The 20,491-nt window shown below is 70.9% G+C and carries 24 protein-coding genes; 12 read left to right on the plus strand and 12 right to left on the minus strand.

All coding sequences use genetic code 11. From position 1 onward, the window contains the following. Window positions 1–44 precede the first annotated feature (44 nt). Genes FB471_RS13130 through FB471_RS13140 form a run of 3 tightly spaced genes read left to right on the plus strand, consistent with a single transcriptional unit; the run spans window position 45 to window position 3,362 of the window. The gene (locus tag FB471_RS13130; protein ID WP_246076386.1) at window positions 45–833 is read left to right on the plus strand and encodes a glutaminyl-peptide cyclotransferase; all 789 of its coding nucleotides are present in this window, start codon (window positions 45–47) and stop codon (window positions 831–833) included. Window positions 834–873: 40 nt separating this feature from the next. Then, the gene (locus FB471_RS13135; RefSeq protein ID WP_141998234.1) at window positions 874–2,838 is read left to right on the plus strand and encodes an MFS transporter; all 1,965 of its coding nucleotides are present in this window, start codon (window positions 874–876) and stop codon (window positions 2,836–2,838) included. A gap of 32 nt (window positions 2,839–2,870) precedes the next feature. After that, window positions 2,871–3,362: a DUF2771 family protein gene (locus FB471_RS13140; RefSeq protein WP_141998236.1), complete on the plus strand. Its 492-nt coding sequence runs from the start codon at window positions 2,871–2,873 to the stop codon at window positions 3,360–3,362. A gap of 7 nt (window positions 3,363–3,369) precedes the next feature. Here FB471_RS13140 and FB471_RS13145 read toward each other — a convergent pair whose 3' ends face one another. Then, complete coding sequence (locus FB471_RS13145) at window positions 3,370–3,756, minus strand: cold-shock protein (protein ID WP_142001864.1); 387 nt, start codon at window positions 3,754–3,756, stop codon at window positions 3,370–3,372. 163 nt (window positions 3,757–3,919) lie between these two features. Between FB471_RS13145 and FB471_RS13150 the strand changes: the two genes are divergently transcribed. After that, window positions 3,920–4,168, plus strand: coding sequence for a hypothetical protein (locus FB471_RS13150; RefSeq protein ID WP_425457059.1), 249 nt, complete (start codon window positions 3,920–3,922; stop codon window positions 4,166–4,168). On the opposite strand, the gene FB471_RS13155 is transcribed toward FB471_RS13150, so the two are convergent. Next, on the minus strand, window positions 4,165–4,791 hold the full coding sequence (locus FB471_RS13155; protein WP_141998238.1) for an HAD family hydrolase: 627 nt from the start codon (window positions 4,789–4,791) through the stop codon (window positions 4,165–4,167). The two genes, FB471_RS13150 and FB471_RS13155, sit on opposite strands and share 4 nt — an antisense overlap. Window positions 4,792–4,890: 99 nt before the next feature. Between FB471_RS13155 and FB471_RS13160 the strand changes: the two genes are divergently transcribed. The 3 genes from FB471_RS13160 (at window position 4,891) to FB471_RS13170 (ending at window position 7,700) form a co-directional block, all read left to right on the plus strand. Beyond that, the gene (locus tag FB471_RS13160) at window positions 4,891–5,499 is read left to right on the plus strand and encodes a TetR/AcrR family transcriptional regulator (RefSeq protein WP_142001868.1); all 609 of its coding nucleotides are present in this window, start codon (window positions 4,891–4,893) and stop codon (window positions 5,497–5,499) included. Between the two features lie 19 nt (window positions 5,500–5,518). After that, window positions 5,519–6,496, plus strand: coding sequence for a R2-like ligand-binding oxidase (locus tag FB471_RS13165; protein ID WP_141998240.1), 978 nt, complete (start codon window positions 5,519–5,521; stop codon window positions 6,494–6,496). Between the two features lie 175 nt (window positions 6,497–6,671). Next, window positions 6,672–7,700: an ion channel gene (locus FB471_RS13170; RefSeq protein ID WP_141998242.1), complete on the plus strand. Its 1,029-nt coding sequence runs from the start codon at window positions 6,672–6,674 to the stop codon at window positions 7,698–7,700. Here the strand turns inward: FB471_RS13170 and FB471_RS13175 are convergent. Further along, window positions 7,697–9,319: an AMP-binding protein gene (locus FB471_RS13175; protein WP_141998244.1), complete on the minus strand. Its 1,623-nt coding sequence runs from the start codon at window positions 9,317–9,319 to the stop codon at window positions 7,697–7,699. The two genes, FB471_RS13170 and FB471_RS13175, sit on opposite strands and share 4 nt — an antisense overlap. Window positions 9,320–9,549: 230 nt before the next feature. On the opposite strand from FB471_RS13175, the gene FB471_RS13180 reads away from it, so the two are divergent. Beyond that, a complete protein-coding gene (locus FB471_RS13180) occupies window positions 9,550–9,927 on the plus strand; it encodes a YccF domain-containing protein (RefSeq protein WP_141998246.1) in 378 nt (125 codons plus the stop codon). A 24-nt stretch (window positions 9,928–9,951) separates the two neighbouring features. On the opposite strand, the gene FB471_RS13185 is transcribed toward FB471_RS13180, so the two are convergent. From FB471_RS13185 to FB471_RS13220, 8 genes are all read right to left on the minus strand, one after another. Continuing rightward, entirely contained in the window at window positions 9,952–10,509 is a 558-nt protein-coding gene (locus tag FB471_RS13185) for a snapalysin family zinc-dependent metalloprotease (RefSeq protein ID WP_141998248.1), read from the minus strand. 185 nt (window positions 10,510–10,694) lie between these two features. Further along, window positions 10,695–11,507 (minus strand): metallophosphoesterase, encoded by an 813-nt coding sequence (locus tag FB471_RS13190; protein WP_141998250.1) that lies wholly within the window; start codon window positions 11,505–11,507, stop codon window positions 10,695–10,697. A gap of 38 nt (window positions 11,508–11,545) precedes the next feature. Beyond that, on the minus strand, window positions 11,546–12,340 hold the full coding sequence (locus FB471_RS13195; protein ID WP_141998252.1) for an HAD-IIA family hydrolase: 795 nt from the start codon (window positions 12,338–12,340) through the stop codon (window positions 11,546–11,548). A gap of 5 nt (window positions 12,341–12,345) precedes the next feature. Next, window positions 12,346–13,428, minus strand: coding sequence for a sulfate/molybdate ABC transporter ATP-binding protein (locus tag FB471_RS13200; RefSeq protein ID WP_141998254.1), 1,083 nt, complete (start codon window positions 13,426–13,428; stop codon window positions 12,346–12,348). Further along, window positions 13,425–14,198, minus strand: a complete 774-nt coding sequence (locus FB471_RS13205; RefSeq protein WP_141998256.1) for an ABC transporter permease — start codon at window positions 14,196–14,198, stop codon at window positions 13,425–13,427. The genes FB471_RS13200 and FB471_RS13205 overlap by 4 nt, the downstream gene beginning before the upstream one ends. A 16-nt stretch (window positions 14,199–14,214) precedes the next feature. Beyond that, window positions 14,215–14,961, minus strand: a complete 747-nt coding sequence (gene modA, locus FB471_RS13210) for a molybdate ABC transporter substrate-binding protein (protein WP_141998258.1) — start codon at window positions 14,959–14,961, stop codon at window positions 14,215–14,217. Further along, window positions 14,958–15,362, minus strand: a complete 405-nt coding sequence (locus tag FB471_RS13215; protein ID WP_141998260.1) for a TOBE domain-containing protein — start codon at window positions 15,360–15,362, stop codon at window positions 14,958–14,960. Before FB471_RS13215 ends, modA begins: the two co-directional genes overlap by 4 nt. A 10-nt stretch (window positions 15,363–15,372) precedes the next feature. Further along, window positions 15,373–15,873, minus strand: a complete 501-nt coding sequence (locus FB471_RS13220; protein WP_246076387.1) for a MarR family winged helix-turn-helix transcriptional regulator — start codon at window positions 15,871–15,873, stop codon at window positions 15,373–15,375. A gap of 80 nt (window positions 15,874–15,953) precedes the next feature. Between FB471_RS13220 and moaA the strand changes: the two genes are divergently transcribed. The 4 genes from moaA to FB471_RS13240 all read left to right on the plus strand — a co-directional run bounded on the left by moaA (window position 15,954) and on the right by FB471_RS13240 (window position 19,431). Further along, window positions 15,954–17,018: a GTP 3',8-cyclase MoaA gene (moaA, locus tag FB471_RS13225; RefSeq protein WP_141998262.1), complete on the plus strand. Its 1,065-nt coding sequence runs from the start codon at window positions 15,954–15,956 to the stop codon at window positions 17,016–17,018. A 3-nt stretch (window positions 17,019–17,021) separates the two neighbouring features. Beyond that, window positions 17,022–17,321: a MoaD/ThiS family protein gene (locus FB471_RS13230; RefSeq protein ID WP_246076388.1), complete on the plus strand. Its 300-nt coding sequence runs from the start codon at window positions 17,022–17,024 to the stop codon at window positions 17,319–17,321. 104 nt (window positions 17,322–17,425) lie between these two features. Then, window positions 17,426–18,310 (plus strand): phosphatidylinositol-specific phospholipase C/glycerophosphodiester phosphodiesterase family protein, encoded by an 885-nt coding sequence (locus FB471_RS13235; protein ID WP_141998264.1) that lies wholly within the window; start codon window positions 17,426–17,428, stop codon window positions 18,308–18,310. 452 nt (window positions 18,311–18,762) lie between these two features. Continuing rightward, window positions 18,763–19,431: a LysM peptidoglycan-binding domain-containing protein gene (locus FB471_RS13240; RefSeq protein WP_141998266.1), complete on the plus strand. Its 669-nt coding sequence runs from the start codon at window positions 18,763–18,765 to the stop codon at window positions 19,429–19,431. Between the two features lie 89 nt (window positions 19,432–19,520). Here FB471_RS13240 and FB471_RS13245 read toward each other — a convergent pair whose 3' ends face one another. Continuing rightward, window positions 19,521–20,240 (minus strand): hypothetical protein, encoded by a 720-nt coding sequence (locus FB471_RS13245; protein ID WP_141998268.1) that lies wholly within the window; start codon window positions 20,238–20,240, stop codon window positions 19,521–19,523. Window positions 20,241–20,491: the final 251 nt, after the last annotated feature.

Genomic DNA, 20,491 nt, shown 5'->3' on the forward strand with positions numbered 1-20,491 from the left:
AATTGTGCAGCACGACCACGGCGAACTCGTGTCAGGCTGTCGGAGTGCGTACCGTCACCGCCTTGCTGATCACGGCCGGCGTGCTCGCCGCCTGCACGGGCACACCGGCACCGGGGCAGACCTCCGAGCGGGCCGTCGACCGGCTGCGGGTCGAGGTGCTCGAGGTGCTGCGGCACGACCCCGAGGCGTTCACCCAAGGACTCGAGTTGCACGGCGACACCCTGTTCGAGGGGACCGGGTTGGTCGGCGAATCCTCGGTGCGGGCCGGGCCGCTCGGCGCGGCGCCCCCGGTACGGGTGGACCTGCCGCCCCCGCTGTTCGGTGAGGGGATCACCGTGGTCGGTTCCCGGTTGTGGCAGCTGACCTGGAAGGGGGAGGTCGCCGTCGAACGCGACCGGGACACCCTCGCCGAGCTGCGCAGGGTCGAGTACTCCGGTGAGGGCTGGGGACTGTGCCACCAGCCGGAGCGGGGCAGGCTGGTGATGAGCGACGGCTCGGCCGAGCTCACCTTCCGCGATCCACGCACCTTCGCCGAGACCGGTTCGGTGCGGGTCGCCGCGGGCGGGCAGCCGGTGACCGAGCTGAACGAGCTCGAGTGCGTCGGCGACACCGTGTACGCCAACGTGTGGCGGAGCGACCGGATCCTGCGGATCGACCCCGGCAGCGGGGAGGTCACCGCCGAGATCGACGCCTCCGGCCTGCTCGATCCGGCCGAGCGCGCGGAGGCGGACGTGCTGAACGGTATCGCCGCGGTAGCGGGCACCGACCAGCTTCTGCTCACCGGGAAGCTATGGCCCAAGATGTTCCGGGTGAGACTGGTCGCGTCCGGCTGAGACGCGACCAGACCGACCTCGAGTACGGCAGGATTGACACATGCGCTTCGGTCCCCAGTCCGACCCGGACGGTACCCGGTCCGGCCGGCAGGGCAAGGGGCGCCGAAAAGGCAAGCGCAAGTGGACGCCCGAGCCCGGTTCGGACCGGCCGAGCCCGGTGGACCGCACCCGGGTCGAGCAGCCGCCCCCGCAGTCGCCCCCGCAGCCGACCCGGCAGGCCTACCCCGCGCAGTCCCGCGGCTACCCGCCCCCTCCCGCAGGGAACCCCGCCCCGACCGCGGACGACGCGCCCACCGGAGCGGTGCCCACGCAAGGGCCGCCGGCCGCGCCACCCCCGCCACAGCGGGGGGCGCGCCCGTATCCCCCGCCACCGCCGCCACCCCCGGACGACCGGTGGCGCAGCCGGCCCGCCTACCGCGAATCCGCGCCGCCCCCACCCCCGCCGGCCGCCGGCGATTACGAGCGGTACGGCACGGACGGCTACGAGCGTCGCCGACCGCCGCACCAGCCACCACCACCGACTCCACCGCCACCGCCACCTCCACCGCAGCCGGAGGATGACGAGCGGCCCGAGGCCAGGTCGGGTTTCGAACCGCCGCAGCAGGGCAGCGTGCCGAAGCTGCCGAAGAAGATCACCGTGACCAGGGTGGCCGCGCTGCGCGGCAGGCAGCTGACCGGGCAGGCCGTGGGAGCCTTCCACCGGGCGACCAGGGCGGACGGCGCGGACAAGTCCGGGCTGACCTCGATGACCTACGCGACCATGCTGAACTACGCCAGCGACGCCGCGATGGCGGTGGCACTGGCCAACACCCTGTTCTTCGCGGCGAGCACCGGGGAGAGCCGGGGCAGGGTCGCGCTGTACCTGCTCATCACGATCGCCCCGTTCGCGCTAGTGGCACCGGTGATCGGGCCGGCGTTGGATCGGCTCCAGCGCGGTCGGCGGCTGGCGATCTGCGTCACCTCGGCCGGTTCCGCGCTGATGTGCGTGATCATGGCGCTGCACTTCGACGACTGGGGCCTGTATCCGGCCGCGCTCGGCAAGATGGTGCTGTCCAAGTCGTTCATGGTGCTCAAGGCGGCGGTCGCGCCGAGAGTGGTGCCGCCGGACATCACCCTCTCCAAGACGAACGCGCGGCTGACCGTGTTCGGCCTCGGCGCGATGGGCGCTTCCGGCGCGATCGCCAGCGGGTTCAACTGGGCTTTCGGCTCCCCCGGCGCGCTCTGGTTCGCCGCGGTGATCTGCGTGGCGGGCGCGGTGCAGGCGATGCGCATCCCCGCCTGGGTGGAGGTCACCGAGGGCGAGGTGCCCGCTTCGCTGTCCGCGCACCCCGAGCGCGGGGCGAAGAAGAAACGGCAGCCGATGGGCCGGCATGTGGTGGTCGCGCTGTGGGGCAACGGCACGATCCGGGTGCTCACCGGGTTCCTGATGATGTTCGCCGCGTTCGCGGTGAAGGCGCAGACCGAGAACAGCGGGCAGAGCCCGTTCATGCAGTTGCTGATGCTGGGCGCGATCGGCGCGGCGGCCGGTACCGGCGGTTTCCTCGGCAACGCGCTGGGTTCCCGGCTTCATCTCGGCCGCCCGGACCAGGTGATCGTCGGCTGCGTCGCGGGTGTGCTGCTGGCCACCCTGCTGGCCACCGTGCTGGCCGGGCTCGGCACCGCGGCGATCGTCGGCCTGGTCGGGGCCACCGCCAGCGCGCTCGCCAAGATCAGCCTGGACGCGGTGATCCAGGACGACCTGCCGGACGCCTCCCGCGCCTCGGCGTTCGGGCGTTCGGAGACGGTGCTGCAGCTGTCCTGGTGCGGTGGCGGCGCGATCGGGCTGTTGCTGCCGCCGACGTACTGGATCGGCTTCCTCGTGGTGTCCGTGCTGCTGGCCGTCGGCCTCGCGCAGACCCACCTGGTGCGCAAGGGCAGCTCGCTGATCCCCGGACTCGGCGGCGACCGCCCGCTGCGCCCCGGCGCCACCGGCAACGGCGCCCCGCACGCGCAGTCCCACCGCTGACCACCGGGTGGGGAGGCTTTAGGCTCAGGCGCATGCTGCGTCGCCTGGCCGTTGTCGTTGCCTGTGCCGCGTTCGTGGCGGCCGGTTGCTCGGCCCCCGGCGCGCCCCAGGTCACCTTCTTCGTCGACGGGGACTCCGTCCAAGCGGCCCCGCTAATGCACTGTGACGTACGGGTACGTTCGTGCGAACAGGGCGGAACCGCGACACTACCCGCACGGCCCGGCTACCCGGTGCAGGTTTCGGTGCCGGCCGAGGTCAGCGATGCACCGTGGGTTGTGATAACCCAGTACGCCAATGCCTCGGGCGAGCGACAGGAACCCAAATGGCGGTTCTTCAGCCCCGGAACGCGGCACGCCTACACCGTCACCGGGGATCGCCCCGGTGACCAGGTACTGACCGTCGAGATACAGCAGGTCGGCGCCGCCTACGCGGCCGACCAAGCCGGTGATCCGCTCCTGGACGATTCGGGCGACCCACAACTGGTCACCCGCGGGATCTGGATACTCCGGATCGAGCCGGTCTAGGGGCGCATCACGGGTCAAGGTCGCGGGCCACCGCGCGCATCACCTCGGCGATTCGCTTGGTGTGCTTGCGGTCGGGGTAACGGCCACGGCGCAGGTCCGGCTGAACCCGGCTCTCCAGCAGCTTGATCATGTCGTCGACCAGCCCGTGCAGCTCCTCGGCGGGACGGCGCCGCGCCTCGGCCACCGAAGGCGGCGGGTCGAGCAGGCGGACCGAGAGGGCCTGCGGGCCACGCCGCCCGTCGGCGACGCCGAACTCCAGCCGCTGGCCGGCCTTGAGCCCCTCCACCCCCTGCGGTAGCGCGGCCTTGCGGATATAGACGTCCTCACCGCCGTCCTGGGTGACGAAGCCGAATCCCTTCTCCGCGTCGTACCACTTGACCTTGCCGGTCGGCACTGCCCTCACCGTTCCTTCACTGTGCTCACGAGTCCGCATGACCAGGCGGGCCATGCACGACGAAACGCGTCCTAGGGCGTACCCAGGACGCGCAGGCACCAAGCCTATCCCGGCTGCTGCACTGGGGAGAAGCAGATACCCGGCACCGCACTAGGATGGCGGCATGGAGACAGCCGTTCGCCCGAACACGCCGCCCGGACCCGGTGGGCCACGGCGCAAGTCCGTGCTGATGCGACTGGGCATCGGGCTGTTCGCGCTCGGGATGCTCGCCGTGGTCGCCGTGTTCGTGATGTTCGCCGCCGGGTGGCAGAACCTGCCGGTCTGGCTCAGCGCCGCGGCCGGGGTGATCACCCCACTCGGCCTGGCCTTCGGCCTGATCGCACTGGTCCGGGAGGCGAAGCGGACCAGCTAGGGCACGCCGGCCAGCCGGTCCGCGTTGGCCGTGAGCCAGCCGGGGAACTCCTCCAGTGAGTCCAGCACCACCTCCGCACCGGCGTCCGACAACTCGGCCCGCGTGCACGGGCCGGTGGTCACCCCGACCGCGACCACACCCGCCGCCAGCGCACCCCGGACATCGCCGACGTGGTCCCCGACGTAGGCGAGCGCCCCGTGCTCGATCAGGGCCCGCGCCTTCTCCGCCGACCACAGCTCACCCACCAGCATGCCCACCTCGAGGCCGAGCGCACGCAGATGCAGGGCGGCGTTCGGGCCGTACTTCCCGGTGACGACCAGGGTGCCGCGCCCGGCCTCGCCGACGGCACGCAGCGCCGCCGCCGCGCCCGGCAAGGCCACCGTCCTCGGCACCACGATCTCCGGGTAGATCTCCCGGAACCGGGCAACCAGGCCCGGCACCCGCTCCTCGGGCACCCCGAACCCGCGCAGCACGTCCTCCAGCGGCGGCCCCAGGTTCGCCGCGAAGTGCTCCCCGTCCAGCGTGAGCCCGGCCTCGGCGCCCAGCGCGTCCATCGCCGCGACCATGCCGGGGCGAGGGTCGATCAGCGTCATGTCCAGGTCGAAGCCGATGGTGATGGTCACCCCGCCACGGTAGCCCGGACGGCAATTGGACACAGGAACATCTCACGTCCATCTGCTTGACAAATAGGACCACTGTGTCAAACTCGACCTGTGTCGAATATCACTCGATTCGCGGTGCGTGCTCGTGCCTCGCTGCGTGAGGAACTCCTCGAAGCCGCCGCCGACCTGCTGCCGGACAAGGGGTACGCGGGCCTGCGGATGGCGGACGTGGCGACCCGGGTGGGCGTGAGCAGGCAGACCGTCTACAACGAGTTCGGCAACAAGGCCGAGCTCGCGCAGGCGGTGGTCCTGCGCACGACCTCGACCTTCCTGGACGGGGTGAACCAGCGGCTGACCGAGGCCGAGGACCTGCTCACCGGCGTCCATCACGCCGTGACGTTCACCATCGAGCACGCGCAGGCCGACCGGCTTGTCGCCGCCGCACTGGGCACCGGAACCGCCGCCGACCTGCTGCCGTTGCTGACCACCCGAGGCGAGCCGGTATTGCGCGCGGCCATGGACCTGGTGCGCACCCACTACCGCAGCAGGCTGCCGGACCTGGAGGAGGCCACCACCGAACTGCTCGCCGAAACCGCGGTGCGACTCACCCTGAGCCATCTGGTGCTACCGACCCACCCCGCCGCCGGGACCGCCGACGCCGTCTGCGCGGTGCTCGGTCCGGCCCTCCGGCACGCCGGGCAACAACCTCCCGGTGAACCCTCCCAGTGAACACAGAAAGGTCGCGGATATGACTGCCAGCGCCGCCAGCACCACCCCGCACCGCACCGGCTTCCGCTCCCTCAGCAGCGGCGGCCTGAACTGGGACTCCTTCCCGCTGCGGCTGTTCGTCAAGGGGAACGGCAAGTTCTGGAACCCCGCCGATCTCGACTTCAGCCGCGAGGCCGCGGACTGGGCGAGCCTGAACGACGAGGAGCGGCGCTCGGCGACCTTCCTGTGCGCCCAGTTCATCGCGGGTGAGGAGGCCGTCACCGAGGACATCCAGCCGTTCATGGGCGCGATGGCCGCCGAGGGCAGGCTCGCCGACGAGATGTACCTCACCCAGTTCTGCTTCGAGGAGGCCAAGCACACCGAGGTCTTCCGGCGCTGGATGGACGCGGTGGGACTGAACGAGGACCTGCACCCGTTCGTGGCGGACAACCCGCACTACCGCACGCTGTTCTACGAGGAGCTGCCGTCCTCACTCGGGGTGCTCGCCACCGATCCCAGCCCGGCCAACCAGATCAGGGCCAGCGTGACCTACAACCACGTGATCGAGGGCTGCCTGGCGCTGACCGGGTACTACGCGTGGCAGAAGGTCTGCACCGCCCGCGGGATCCTGCCCGGGATGCAGGAACTGGTCCGCCGGATCGGCGACGACGAGCGCAGGCACATGGCCTGGGGCACCTTCACCTGCCGCAGGCACATCGCCGCGAACGACGCGCTGTGGGACGTGGTGCAGCGGCGGATGGGCGAGTTGCTTCCGGTCGCGCTGGACATGATCCAGTGGGTCACCGACCAGTTCGACGAACCGCCCTTCGGCATCGACTCCGAGGAGTTCACCCGGTACGCGGCCGATCGCGCGCAACGGCGACTCGGCGCCATCGCCTCGGCCCGCGGCATGCCGGTCGAGCAGGTCGATGTGGACTACTCCCCGGAACGGCTGGAGGACACCTTCGGCGAGGAGGACGCCAGGGAGTTCGCCGAGGCCGCCCGCCCCACCGGCTGATCACCGGTTGGACACACCCGGCTGCCACGCACCCTGCCCCGGGTTACTGTGCCGGTAGATACCAATCCGACCGAAAGCAGCCGGTCAGCTGGCCGGCTTGAGCGGGCGGCTTTCGGTCTTCTTGGTATTGTCGCGCGACCAGACGAACCGACCCAGTCGTACGGCGGGGAGCAGCGTGCCCTTCTTTCTGACCCGGTTACTGGCCAGGATGACGTTCCTGCGCAGCTGGGTGACTCCGGTGGTGGTGGCCGTCTTCGTGTCCGCGACGGCATGGCCGCTGCTGGCGCTCGCCGAGGGTTGGGGCAGCGAGATCGTCCAGCCCGCCAACTACTGGTGGTGGTTCGTGGTCACCGCCTCCACCGTCGGCTACGGCGACTTCTATCCGGAGTCGGCGGGGGGCCATATCGTCGGCGTCTACGTCATCGTCGGCGGTATCGCCACGCTCACCACGATCTTCACCAGGCTGGCGACAGTGCTCGAGAACGCGAGGGGACGACGGATGCAGGGCGCGATCACCGTGGACGCCTCCGGCCACACCGTACTGCTCGGCTACACGGCCGGACGGACCGAACGCATCGTCGACCAGCTGCTCGCCGAGGACGCCGGGCAGGTGGTGGTCTGCGTATGGGACGACGTCGGGAGCCATCCGATGCCGGACCGCGAGGTCGACTTCGTGCGCGGTGAGCTGACCGAGCGCGAGGTACTGGAACGCGCGGGTGTGCACCGGGCGCGCTGCGTGCTGGTGGACGCGCGGGACGACAACGAGGCGCTCGCCGTGGCGGTGACCGTGGATCATGTGACCGACGGCGCCCACGTCGTGGTGACCCTGCGGGATATGGCCAGGGTGTCGCTGATCCAGTACGTGGACGAGAGCATCCGGTGCGTGCAGTGGCACACCCCGCGCATGATCACCGAGGAGCTGCAGTCCCCCGGCATCGCGGAGGTCTACGCCGAGCTGATGACGCACGGCGGAACCAACACCTACTCGGCGACGCTGCCGGAGTCGCTGGGGTCGGTGCGGGTCGGTGACTGCCAGACCGCGCTCGGCCGCACGCACGGCGCGATCGTGCTCGCCGCCAGGGCGGACGGGGAACTGATGGTCAACCCGTCCTGGCAGACCGAGCTGCCCGCGGGCGCGATCCTCTACTACGTCGCTCCCCGGCGCCTGGCCCCCGACCAGATCGCCACCACGCTCCGCTCCTAGCGACCGAGCAGGGCGCGGGACTGCTCGCGCATGTCCACCTTGCGGACCTTGCCGGTCACGGTCATCGGGAACTCGTCCACCACATGCACGTAGCGCGGGATCTTGTAGTGCGCCAGCGTGCCATGGCAGAACTCGCGCAGCCGCTGCGCCGTCAGCTCCTCGGCGCCCTCGCGCAGCCGCACCCAGGCCATCAGCTCCTCGCCGTACTTCTCATCCGGCACGCCGATGACCTGCGCGTCCAGGATGTCCGGATGGGTGTACAGGAACTCCTCGATCTCCCGGGGGTAGATGTTCTCCCCGCCACGGATCACCATGTCCTTGATCCGGCCGGTGATGGTCACATAGCCGTCCTCGTCCAGCACCGCCAGATCGCCGGTGTGCATCCACCGCGCGGCGTCGATCACCTCGGCGGTCTTGTCCGGCTGCTGCCAGTACCCCAGCATCACCGAGTACCCGCGGGTGCACAGCTCTCCCGGCGTGCCGCGCGGCACGGTGCGCCCCGTCTCCGGGTCGACGACCTTGACCTCGAGGTGCGGCCCCACCCTGCCCACGGTGGACACCCTGCGTTCGACGGAGTCGTCCGCACGGGTCTGGGTGGACACCGGCGAGGTCTCGGTCATCCCGTAGCAGATGGAAACCTCCGCCATGCCCATCCGCTCGATGACCTGCTTCATCACCTCGACCGGGCAGGGTGAACCCGCCATGATCCCGGTGCGCAGGCTGGAAAGGTCGTAGGCGTCCACCTCCGGCTCGGCCAGCTCGGCGATGAACATCGTCGGCACCCCGTACAGCGAGGTGCAGCGCTCGGCCTGCACGGCGTCCAACGTGGCCTTCGGATCGAAGGAAGGCGCCGGGATCACCATGCAGGCCCCGTGGCTCGTACAGGCCAGGTTGCCCATCACCATGCCGAAGCAGTGGTAGAAGGGCACCGGGATGCACACCCGGTCGGCCGCGGTGTACCCGCACAGCTCGCCGACGAAGAAGCCGTTGTTCAGGATGTTGTGGTGGGACAGCGTGGCGCCCTTGGGGAAACCGGTGGTGCCCGAGGTGTACTGGATGTTGATCGGGTCGTCGGCGCTGAGCCCGCCGGCCACCTCGGCCAGCCGCGCCGGATCGGCCCGCCTTCCGCCAGCCAGCAGCCGGTCCCACGACTCGCCGCCGAGCAGGACCACCCGCGCCAGGTCCGGGCAGCGCGGGCGCACCTGCTTGATCATCGCGGCGTAGTCCGACGTCTTGAACGACTCGGCGGCGACCAGCAGGGACACCCCGGCCTGGTTCAGCACGAACTCCAGCTCGTGCGAGCGGTAGGCCGGGTTGATGTTCACCAGGATCGCGCCGATCTTGGCCGTGGCGTACTGCAGAAAGGTCCACTCTGCACGGTTGGGCGACCAGATACCCACCCGGTCCCCCTTGCCGACGCCGAGGTCCAGCAGGCCCAGCGCCAGCGCGTCCACCTCGGCGGCCAGCTCGCGATAGGTCCAGCGCAGGCCCGCGGCCCGATCCACCAGCGCGTCCCGGTCCGGGTGTGCGGTCACGGTCCGGTCCAGGTTGTCCCCGATGGTGTCGCCGATCAGCGGGACCTCGGCGGTCCCGGACACGTAACTCGGTACGGCGGGCATGGTGTCCTCCTGCGCCGACGACGGTGGCAACCCGGCCCGAGTCTAGGAAGCCGGGCCGGAGGCGGCCATCTGCGAATGGAGAGGTCTGGGCCGGTTGGTCCGCTCGCTCGCGAACCCGACGTGAGCAGCAAACTCGCCGACGTGAGCAGCAAACTCGCCGACGTGAGCGGCCAACTCGGGCGCGTGAGCAGCAAACTCGCGGATGTGGCCGGCCCGGGACAATGGGCGCCATGAACGCGATCCTGAACGTGCTGTGGCTCGTCCTTTCCGGATTCTGGCTGGCGATCGGTTACCTGGTGGCCGGGATCATCTGCTGCATCCTGATCATCACCATCCCGTTCGGCCTGGCCTCGTTCCGGATCGCGAACTACGCGTTCTGGCCGTTCGGGCGCACCCTCACCGATCGGCACGGCGCCGGGGTGGCCTCGCTGCTCGGGAACATCCTCTGGATCATCTTCGCCGGCTCGTGGCTGGCGCTGACCCACCTCGTCACCGGGATCCTGCTGTGCATCACGATCATCGGGATCCCGCTCGGCATCGCGAACGTCAAGCTGGTGCCGGTGGCGCTGGTGCCACTGGGCAGGGAGATCGTGCCGGTCCAGCGGTGAACCGGCACGATCCCGGCAAACCGGTTACCGGACGGCCAGTTCCCGCTCCGGGAAGAAGCCGCGGAAGGACTCCGCGGGGCGCCAGCCGCCGAAGTTGCGCTCCACCTCGGCCCGCTCGGCCCGGTTCGGGTACGGGTTGGTGCAGCTCGTGCCCGCGCTGGCGCCGGACATCAGGTCCTCGCACAGCCCGGTCCTGCGGTCCGGCAGGCCGAGCAGGTGACCGAACTCGTGCGCGGCGATCCGGATCTCGTCGTGGCCCTGGTTGACCGCCTGCCTACCCATCCAGATGGTGCCGGAACCGAGCCTGCGCACCTGCGCCCTCGGCCAGCCGTTGTCGGCGATGATGGTGATCGAGGCGGGCGACCCGCGCTCGAGCCGGACGTTGCTGACGCTCTCGTTCCAGATCCGGGCGCCCTCGTCCATCGCGTCCCGGAACTCCGCGGCCCGGCTGGAGTCGTAGTACAGGGTGCGTACCTGCTGGGTCTCCGGTGCCGGTGCGGCCGTGGCGGCCGGGACACCGACCAGCTGCGCGAGCGCCAGCGAGAACAGCAGGGTGAGCGCTGCGAAAAGCTTGCGTGACACGTCGAGCTCCTTACTATATGCAGGGTTCTCTGCGTCTCGCGAAGTTAACGGGGGCACGCGGCACGGCGGGGCGCCGGATTTTCACACCCACCGCCCGGTCCCCGGAAATCGCAGTTCAGCTCGCCGGCGGCGGACCGGGCTGGGAACGTCCGCCGACGAAAGTAGCGGGCAGGTTACCCGGTCGGCTACTCGGTTGGTTCCCATGGCAGCGGCACGACAAGGCAGGGGCCGCCGGCGAACAGCCCGCCGTCCACGCCGAGCACGGTGCCACCCGCGTACAGGTACGGCTCCTCGATCTGGCTGGGATGGATACCGAGCTGATCGGCGATCACGCTGTGCCCGTGCACGATCCGGCTGCCGCCGAGCAGGCTCAGCATGGCCCCGGCCACCTCGGCGCCGTTCGGGCCGCGGAAGGCGTACCTGGTGGTCATCCGCCGCCAGACCTCCCACCACTCCGCGAGGTCGTCCCCGGCGAGCACCTCGTGCACGCCGGCGTTGATCTCCTCGGCGTCGTCGCCCCAGTCCAGGTACTCCAGGGTGTCGGAGTGCAGCAGCAGGTGGTCGGCGGCATGCGCGACCAGTGGCCGGGTGGACAGCCACTCCACATGCTCCTCGGTGAGCCGCTCCTGGTCCGCCTGCTGGCCGCCGTTGATCTCCCAGCTCCGGGCGAAGCTGCGCGGGCCGAAGTCCGAGGGCACGTCGGTGTCGCCGAAGTGGTACATCCCGAGCAGCAGGACCTCGTGGTTGCCGAGCAGGGTCTCCACCGAGCCACCGGCCTCCGGCGCCTGCTCCTGCAGCCGCATCACCAGATCGACCGCACCGATCCCGTCCGGACCGCGATCCACGAAGTCGCCGAGGAACCACACCCGCGCCGTGCCGCCCGCCCAGTCCTCGGACTCGTCGACCAGGCCACGGGCGCGCAGCCGCTCGACCAGCTCCTCGCGGTGCCCGTGCACGTCACCGACGACGTAGGTCGCGGGCCCCTGCTCGTCACTCACCCCCACGACGATAAGCCCCGGCCGCGCGCCGCACCGGTTCAGGCCGCCTGGAACGGATCTCCGGTGCGTCCGACCAGGTCAGCGATGGAATCCACGACCAGGGTCGGCCGGTAGGGGTAGCGCTCGGCCGTCTCGGCGGTGGAGATCCCGGTGAGCACCAGGACGGTCTCCAGCCCGGCCTCGATCCCGGAGTGCACGTCGGTGTCCATCCGGTCGCCGATCATCAACGTGTGCTCGGAGTGCGCGCCCAGCGCCCGCAGCGCCGAACGCATCATCAGCGGGTTCGGCTTGCCGACGTAGTAGGGCTGGCGGCCGGTGGCCCGCTCGATCAGGGCGGCGATCGAGCCGGTCGCGGGCAGGATGCCCTCCCGGCTCGGCCCGGTGGCGTCCGGGTTGGTCGCGATGAACCGCGCCCCGTCCCCGATCATCCGGATGGCCCTGGTGATCGCGGTGAAGCTGTAGGTGCGAGTCTCGCCGAGCACCACGTAGTCCGGATCCCGGTCGGTGAGCACGTAACCGGCCTCGTGCAGCGCGGTGGTCAACCCCGCCTCGCCGATCACGAAGGCCGAGCCGTTCGGCCGTTGCGAGTCGAGGAACTTGGCGGTGGCCAGCGCGGAGGTCCAGATGGCCGACTCGGGCACGTCCAGCCCGGTGCGCAGCAACCTCGCCCGCAGGTCGCGCGGGGTGTAGATGGAGTTGTTGGTCAGGACGAGGAACTTGGTCCCGTTCGCCCTGAGCTCCCCGAGGAACTCGTCGGCGCCCGGCACAAGGTGCTCCTCCTGCACCAGCACGCCGTCCATATCGGTCAGGTAGTTCCACCGCTGCTCGGTCATGGCGCCTATGGTGCCGGATGGATCAGTACCGTGGTGGCCTTGATCGCCAGGCGGACCGGGCTGCCGGGGTCCAGCCCCAGCTCGGCGACCGCGGCCGGGGTGAGATCGGCGGCGATCCCGGCGGCCCAGCCCGCGCCGGTGGCTCGCAGCCGCACCAGGGAACCATGCGGTTCGAGGGTGCCCACCGTGGCCGGCACGGTGTTGCGCGGGCTTCCCACCGGCGCCTGCCCTTCCGGGTAGACCGCCACCGTGCCCGGTGCGAACACGGCCACCGCGGGCTCGCCGGGCACGGCGTCCTCGGCGAGCATCCCGGTGATCGGCTCACCCGCCGCGGTGCGCAGCCCCGTTCCGGTCGCCGTGCCCTCGACCAGGTTCAGCCCGGCGATCCGCGCGGTGAACGCGGTCCGGGGCGCGGACAGCACCGCCCTGGTCGGTCCGGCCTCCACCACCCGGCCGCCGGACAGCACCGCCACCTGGTCGGCGAGGGTGAGTGCGTCCAGCGGATCGTGGGTGACCAGCACGGCGGTGCGGGCCTCCGCGCGCAGCACCCGGCGCAGCAGCCCGCGCAGCGCCGGGGCGGCGTCCACGTCCAGCGCGGCCAGCGGCTCGTCCAGCAGCAGCAGGCCGGGTTCCCCGGCGAGCGCGCGGGCCACCGCCACCCGCTGCGCCTGCCCACCGGAGAGCTGGGCGGGCCCGCGGCCGGCCAGCTCGGCCGCGCCCACCTCCGCCAGCCAGTGCCGGGCGACCCGCGCGGCCTCGGCCCGGCGCGCCCCGCGCGAGCGCGGCCCGAAGGCGACGTTGTCCAGCACGGACAGGTGCGGGAACAGCAGCGGGTCCTGGGCGAGCAGGCCGACCCCGCGCTGGTGCGGGGGCACGCGCACGCCTCGGGTGGAGTCGGTCAGGATGCGGCCGGCCAGGGTGATCCGGGCGGTGTCCGGGTCCAGCAGCCCGGCGAGGCAGCCGAGCACGGTGGACTTGCCGGAGCCGTTCGGCCCGAGGATCGCCAGCACACCCCCTGCCGGCACGTCCACGGTGGCCGTGAGGTGGAAGGCGCCGCGAGTCAGGTCCAGCTCGGCATGCAGGGTCACCGGGCACCCTCCCAGGCCCGCGGCCGGGCGATCGCGATCACCAGCACCGCCACCGCGACCAGCAGCAGGGCGAGCGCGACGGCGCTGTCGGTGTCCACCTCGGCCTGGGTGTAGACCTCCAGCGGGAGCGTCCTGGTCACCCCCTGCAGGCTGCCGGCGAAGGTGATGGTCGCGCCGAACTCGCCGAGCGCCCTGGCGAAGCTGAGCACCGCCCCCGAGCCGATCGCGGGCAGCAGCAGCGGGACGGTGACCCTGCGGAAGGTGGTCAGCGGGCGCGCGCCGAGGGTGGCCGCGACCCGCTCGTAGGCATCCCCGGCGCCGCGCAGCGCACCCTCCAGGCTGACCACGAGGAAGGGCATGGCGACGAAGGTCTGCGCGATCACCACGGCCGCGGTGGTGAACGGCACCCGCACCCCGGCGGTGACCTCCAGCAGGTAGCCGAGGAAGCCGTTGCGGCCGAGCAGGTACAGCAGCGCCAACCCGCCGACCACCGGCGGCAGCACCAGCGGCAGCAGCACCACGGCGCGCAGCAGCCGCACCCCGCGCAGCCGCGCGCGGGCCAGCACCACCGCGAGCGGCACCCCCAGCAGCAGGCAGGCGACCGTGGAAAGGGCGGCGGTCAGCAGGGACAGCCGCAGCGCGTGCAGGGCGGCCGGGGTGGTCAGCAGTTCGGGAAGGCGGGCGAGGTCGGCACGCAGCAGCAACCCGGCGACCGGGAGCACGACCAGCGCCAGCCCGAGTGCCGCCGGAATCCACAGTGGCCACGGCACCCGGCCGCCAGGGCGCTCAGGGCGCACCGAACCCGGCCCCGTTGAGCTGTTTCCTGACTGCCGGGCCGAGCACGAACTCGGTGAACCACCGGGCTGGCTCCGGCTGCCCGGTGCCGGTGAGCACGGCGATCGGGTAGTGGTTGACCGCCCGGCCCGCCTCGGGGAACCGCACCGTGGACACCTGGTCGCCCGCGGCGCGCACATCGGTGCCGTACACCACGCCCGCATCGGCCTCGCCGGCCTGGACCTTGGTCAGCACGGCCTTGACGTCCTGCTCCTCGCTGGCCGGGCGCAGGGTCACGCCACTGGCCCGCTCCACCCGCTCGGTGGCCGCGCCACACGGGACCTGCGGGGCGCAGACCACCACGGTCAGCCCCGCCCCGGCCAGGTCGGCGAAGGAGGTGATGCCATGCGGGTTGCCCGGCGCCACGGCGATCGCCAGCTCGTTGGTGGCGAAGACCCGCGGCTCACCCTCGACGCGGCCCGCCTCGGTCACCGTGCGCATGGTCGCCTCGCTCGCCGAGGCGAACACGTCGGCAGGCGCCCCCGCCACGATCTGCTGGGCCAGCCTGCTCGAGCCGGCCAGGTTCAGCCGCACGCGGGTGCGCGGGTGCTCGGCCTCGAACTCGTCCACGATCTCGCCGAAGGACTCGGTGAGCGAGGCGGCGGCGAACACGGTCACCGTGCGGTCCCCGTGCCCCGCCGCGGTGCAGGCGCCCACCGCGAGGCAGACGCACAGTAACAAGGAGGCCACCTTCTTCATCGGGAGCCTCCCGGGGTCTCCACCACGACGTGGGTCGCCTTGACCACCGCGACCGCGAGCACTCCCGGCCGCAGGTCCAGTTCGCGCACGGCGTCCGCGGTCATCAGGGAGACCAACCGGTGCATCCCGCACTGCAGCTCCACCTTGGCCATCACCGTGTCGGCGACCACCTCGGTGACCAGCCCGACGAACCGGTTGCGCGCCGAGCGGCCCACCCCGGAGGGGTCGGGTGGATCCTCGGCCTGCCGCTTGGCGAACGCGGCCAGCTCGGCGCCGTCCACCACCTTGCGGCCCGCCGCGTCCGTGCCCGCGGACAGCTGCCCTGCGCGCACCCACCTGCGCACCGTGTCATCGCTGACGCCGAGCAACCGGGAGGCCTCAGAGAACCGAAAATACGGCATAAACAGGAGGCTATCTCCGCAGATGCGGAATCTCCATCCCGCCGAAGGCCTCCGTCTCGATCAGCTCGAGTCGCCGGACCAGGAACCGCTCCACCACCTCGAGCTCACCGGGTGAGAACTCGGCCAGCACCCGCTCGGTGAGTCGCAGCGGCAACCCCGCGGCGGGCGCCGCCCTCTCCTCGCCCTCGGCCGGCACCTCCACCAGCACCTTGCGCCGGTCGGCGGGGTCGCGCACGCGTCGCGCGAACCCCGCGCGCTCCAGCCGGTCGATCACCCCGGTCACCGCTCCGGTGGACAACCCGGTCAGTTCGGCGAGCCGCCCCGCGGTCAGCGGGCGTCGCCAGTGGCCGAGCAGTTCGAGCGCCTTGTGGTCGGTGGCGGAGAGCCCGATCCGTTCGGCCAGCCTGGCGTGCAGCAGCACGGTGACGGCGCTCTCCGCACGCCCGAGCTCGGCGAAGCGGGCCAGCACCGCGGGCGGCACCGGATGGCAGGCACCCTCCTCCGTGTTCACCGATCCCCTCTCCGTGGTTCCGGATATTTTGGTATGTAAGACATTTTACGAGTGGCCCGAGTGCGGCTACGCTGGGATGGGTGACAGCGGTTGATCTCGGACTTCCCAGGGTTCCGGGCACGCGCGTGGCGCACTCGACACCGCGTCCGGACACACCGGCACTGCTCGACACCTACGGCCGCGTCGCGACCGACCTGCGGGTCTCGCTGACCGACAAGTGCAACCTGCGTTGCACGTACTGCATGCCGGAGGAAGGGCTGGAGTGGGCCGCGGACGAGCAGGTGCTCACCGATGACGAGCTGGTGCGGCTGCTGCGGATCGCGGTGGAACGGCTCGGCGTCACCGACATCCGGCTGACCGGGGGCGAGCCGTTGCTGCGCCCCGGGCTGGAAGGACTGGTCGGCCGGATCGCCGCGCTGCGCCCCCGCCCCCGGCTCGCGATGACCACCAACGGCATCGGGCTGGCCAAACGGGCCACGGCCTTCGCCGCGGCGGGCCTGGACCGGATCAACATCTCGCTGGACTCGATCGACCGGGACACCTTCCAGCGGCTCGCACGCCGCGACCGGCTGCCGCACGTACTGGCCGGGCTCGCCGCGAGCCACGCGGCCGGGTTGGACCCGGTGAAGATCAACGCGGTGCTGATCCGGGGCGTGAACGAGCACGAGGCACCCGGGCTGCTGCGGTTCTGCCTCGAACGGGGCTACCACCTGCGGTTCATCGAGCAGATGCCGCTGGATGCCCAGCACGGGTGGAACCGGGCCGAGATGATCACCGCCGCGGAGATCCTCGAGTTGCTACGTACCGAGTTCGAGCTCACCCCGAGCCCCGCCGAACGCGGTGGCGCGCCGGCCGAGCGATGGCTGGTGGACGGCGGTCCGCAGGAGGTCGGCGTGATCGCCTCGGTGACCAGGCCGTTCTGCGCCGCCTGCGAGCGGACCAGGCTCACGGCGGACGGCGCGGTCCGGTCCTGCCTGTTCAGCACCGACGAGACCGACCTGCGCGGGCTGCTGCGCGGTGGCGCGAGCGACGAGGACGTGGCCGTGGCCTGGCGGGACACCATGTGGGGCAAACTCGCGGGCCACGAGATCAACGAGGCCGGGTTCGCGCAGCCGATCCGGCCGATGAGCGCGATCGGGGGCTGACCCGTGGACCTGCCGTCCAGCGCGGCACCGGAGGAGATCCAGCGGCACGAGGCCACGGTGGTGGTCCGCTTCTTCGCTTCGGCGCGGGCCGCGGCCGGCCAGGATGAGGAGACGCTCACCCTGCCGCCCGGTGCGACCGTGTCGGACGCGGTACGGGCGCTGCGTGACGGGCATCCCGGCGACCTCGGCCGCGTCCTGGACGCCGCGAGCTTCCTGCTGGACGGGATCGCCGTGCGGGACGTCACCCTGCCCCTTCCGGACGGCGCCGAGCTCGATGTGCTGCCGCCGTTCGCGGGAGGCTGAAAACCGGGCAAACGCGCTGCGTACCCCCGATGTTCGGGGGTTCGTGACCGCGGCGCGATGAGCCGTTCACCGGGTGGCCGTGCCCGGCATCCAGGCTGGCCGCCATGACGACCTCGCGCCGCCTCGGTGCCCTCCTGCTCGGCATGACGGCCGCACTCGGCCTGCTGAGCGCGCCTGCCGCGGCCGAGCGTCGTCCATCCCAGCCGGTCCCCCGGCCCCTCGCCCAGGCACACGCACACAACGACTACGAGCACGCGCGCCCCCTGCTGGACGCGCTGGAGCACGGGTTCACCAGCGTGGAGGCGGACATCCACCTGGTCGACGGGGAGTTACTGGTCGGCCACGACCCCGAGGACCTGCGGCCGGGACGCACCCTGGAGTCGCTGTACCTCGACCCGCTGCGCCGCAGGGTGCTGGCCAACCACGGCCGGGTGTACCGCAAGCCCGCGGCCGGCGGCGAGCGGGGCTTCCAGCTACTGGTGGACATCAAGAGCGGGGCCGACGACACCTACGCGGCCCTGCGCGAGCGGCTGCACCACCCGCGCTACTCCTTCCTGTTCAGCACCTACCTGGCCGGCCATGTGCGGAACCGGGCGGTGACCGTCGTGCTGTCCGGCAACCGGCCACGGGAGGTGCTGCGCGGCCAGTGGTACCGCAAGGCGTTCTACGACGGCCGGATCGCCGACCCTGGTGACCTCGGCCCCGGCGCCGACGCGCGGCTGGCACCGCTGGTCTCGGACAACTGGACCAGGTTGTTCTCCTGGCGGGGCGAGGGCCCCTTCCCCGCGACGGAGCGGGCCCGGCTGCGGAGCATCGTGGCCGCCGCGCACCGGGCGGGACAGCGGGTCCGGTTCTGGGCCACCCCGGACGCTCCCGGCGCCGCCCGCACGGCGGTCTGGACCGAGCTCGCGGCGGCCGGCGTGGACCACATCAACACCGACGACCTGAGCGGACTCGAGGGCTTTCTGAGAGAGGTTACCGATCAGTAGACGCGACACGCGAATAGCCCTTTCGCGTCAAAAACACGTGACTCAAGCCTCACGATCCGTGCTTTATCTCGGGCAGGAAACGGCTCGATAACGACGCTTTGACCAGCCAAAATGGCTGGATCGCTGGAGTTTCCGAGCTGTTACAGTGACACAGGTCACATCCCCAATAATTTCCGATCACGGTCGTTGTTACGTACCGTCGCTTCTCGGTTGGCCCCGACCGACCACAGCAAGACCCGAGATTCCGTAGCGCCGAACCTTGTCCGGCGGAATCTCGGACCAGTACCCCGAGCGAAAGAAAACCTCCGGACAAGGACTAGAGGGGACAGGACCGACATGCGACCACGTGCAGCACGTTGGCCATGGGGGTTGTGTTGGCCGGCCATCGCGGCCGGCCGGGTCCACGAGACCCGCCTTGGTACTGCAGGCGCGGGGGAAGAGACCGAGTCGCGATGACTTACCGTGGTAAACACCGCAAACCGTCCGCCGCTTCCCGTCACATCGCCCGTGTGGCCGTCGCGGGCCTGGCGGTAGGCGCCCCGTTGGCGATCGCTGCGACCCCCGCGCAGGCCGAGAGCGTCAACTGGGATGCCATCGCGCAGTGTGAGAGCGGCGGCAACTGGAGCATCAACACCGGCAACGGTTACTCCGGTGGCCTCCAGTTCAAGGACAGCACCTGGAAGGCCTACGGCGGCAGTGGCAGTGCGCACAACGCCTCCCGCCAGGAGCAGATCCGCGTCGCCGAGCGTGTCCTGGACGGCCAGGGCATCGGCGCGTGGCCGGTCTGCGGCAAGCGCTCCGGCTCCACCGCGAGCTACCAGGGCAGCAACACGCAGGGCTCCTCGGCCAAGGCCGAGCAGCGCAGCAGCAGCTCCGGCTCCAGCTCCGCCAAGAAGCAGTCCTCGAAGCCCGCCCCGCGGCAGCAGGCTCCGGCCCCGCTTACCGGGACGGCCAAGTCCAACCCGGAGGGTGACTACACCGTTACCAGTGGCGACACGCTGACCAGCATCGCCAAGGAGCACGACATCGAGGGCGGCTACCAGAAGCTGCACGAGCTGAACAAGGAGTTCATCTCCAACCCCGACTACATCGTGGTCGGCCAGAAGATCGCCACCAAGTGATCTCGGCTTAGCCGAGTCACTCGGTCGATCAGGCCGGCGCGAGGGCCCCACCGCATATCCCCCGGGCGGTGGGGCCTTCGCATTCGAGTTCACCAGCTGGTCAGCCGCTCGGCGACGGCCCACAGCACACCGATGCTGGCCAGCCCGAGCCCAATCACCACCGGCAGCGCGAAGTACAGGCCGAACACCGTATGCGCCAGCCCGACCAAGGCCAGCACCAGCGAGAACGCGTTACCGAACACCCACCGCAGCACCCGGCGACTGCCGGTACCGCGGTACGGGAACGGCTCCTCGACCGGCGACGGCTCGCGCGCGAGGGACAGCAGCCAGGCGAACGCGGCCGCCCAGGGCAGGAACACACACAACACGCTGAAGTACGCGGACAGCAACGACATGGCGGCTGGAGCGACCAGGTACACCGCATCCTGCTGCCCGGTCTCGGCCCACTCCGCGGGCAGGATCCCCGCCTCCACCAGCTTCCTGTTGATACCGAACGCCATCAGGACGAACGCCGCGAACAAGCCGGTACCGGCGCAGGCCAGGATCTGCAACGCCCGCAGCCAGCGCAGCCTGCCCAGACGGATCAGCACCCGCTCCATCCATCCGGCGATGCCGGCGGTGGTCCCGAGGACCACCATCATGAACAGGCCATACCCCACAGCACTGAGCAAAGCCGTCGTGCGGTCCGAACCCTTCGCCAGCGCCGTCTCGAACATGCCGTAGCACGCGACGACCAGTAGTGTGCCGATGACCAGGACGTATGCCGAGCCCCGCCCGGGCCCACCCCGCGCCCGGGGAGCGGAAACCACGCCACTCGGATAACCACCGCCGTACATGCCCCATGTCCCTTCGCCGATTCCCAAGGTGAAAATCGAGCACAAAAGCGGTGGCATTACTCACCGAGCACGAAACGTTACCCTTTTCTTCTCCCCGCACAACGCGCCGGTAAGACAATTCCCGCCCACCAAAAGCCCTGAACGTGGCGTTCCGGATGTCAGGCGTCGCGAACGTGGCGTTCGGGACGTCCACCGTCTCGAACGCCACGTTCAGGGCACTCGGG

Source organism: Amycolatopsis cihanbeyliensis, assembly GCF_006715045.1.
Taxonomy (GTDB): domain Bacteria; phylum Actinomycetota; class Actinomycetes; order Mycobacteriales; family Pseudonocardiaceae; genus Amycolatopsis; species Amycolatopsis cihanbeyliensis.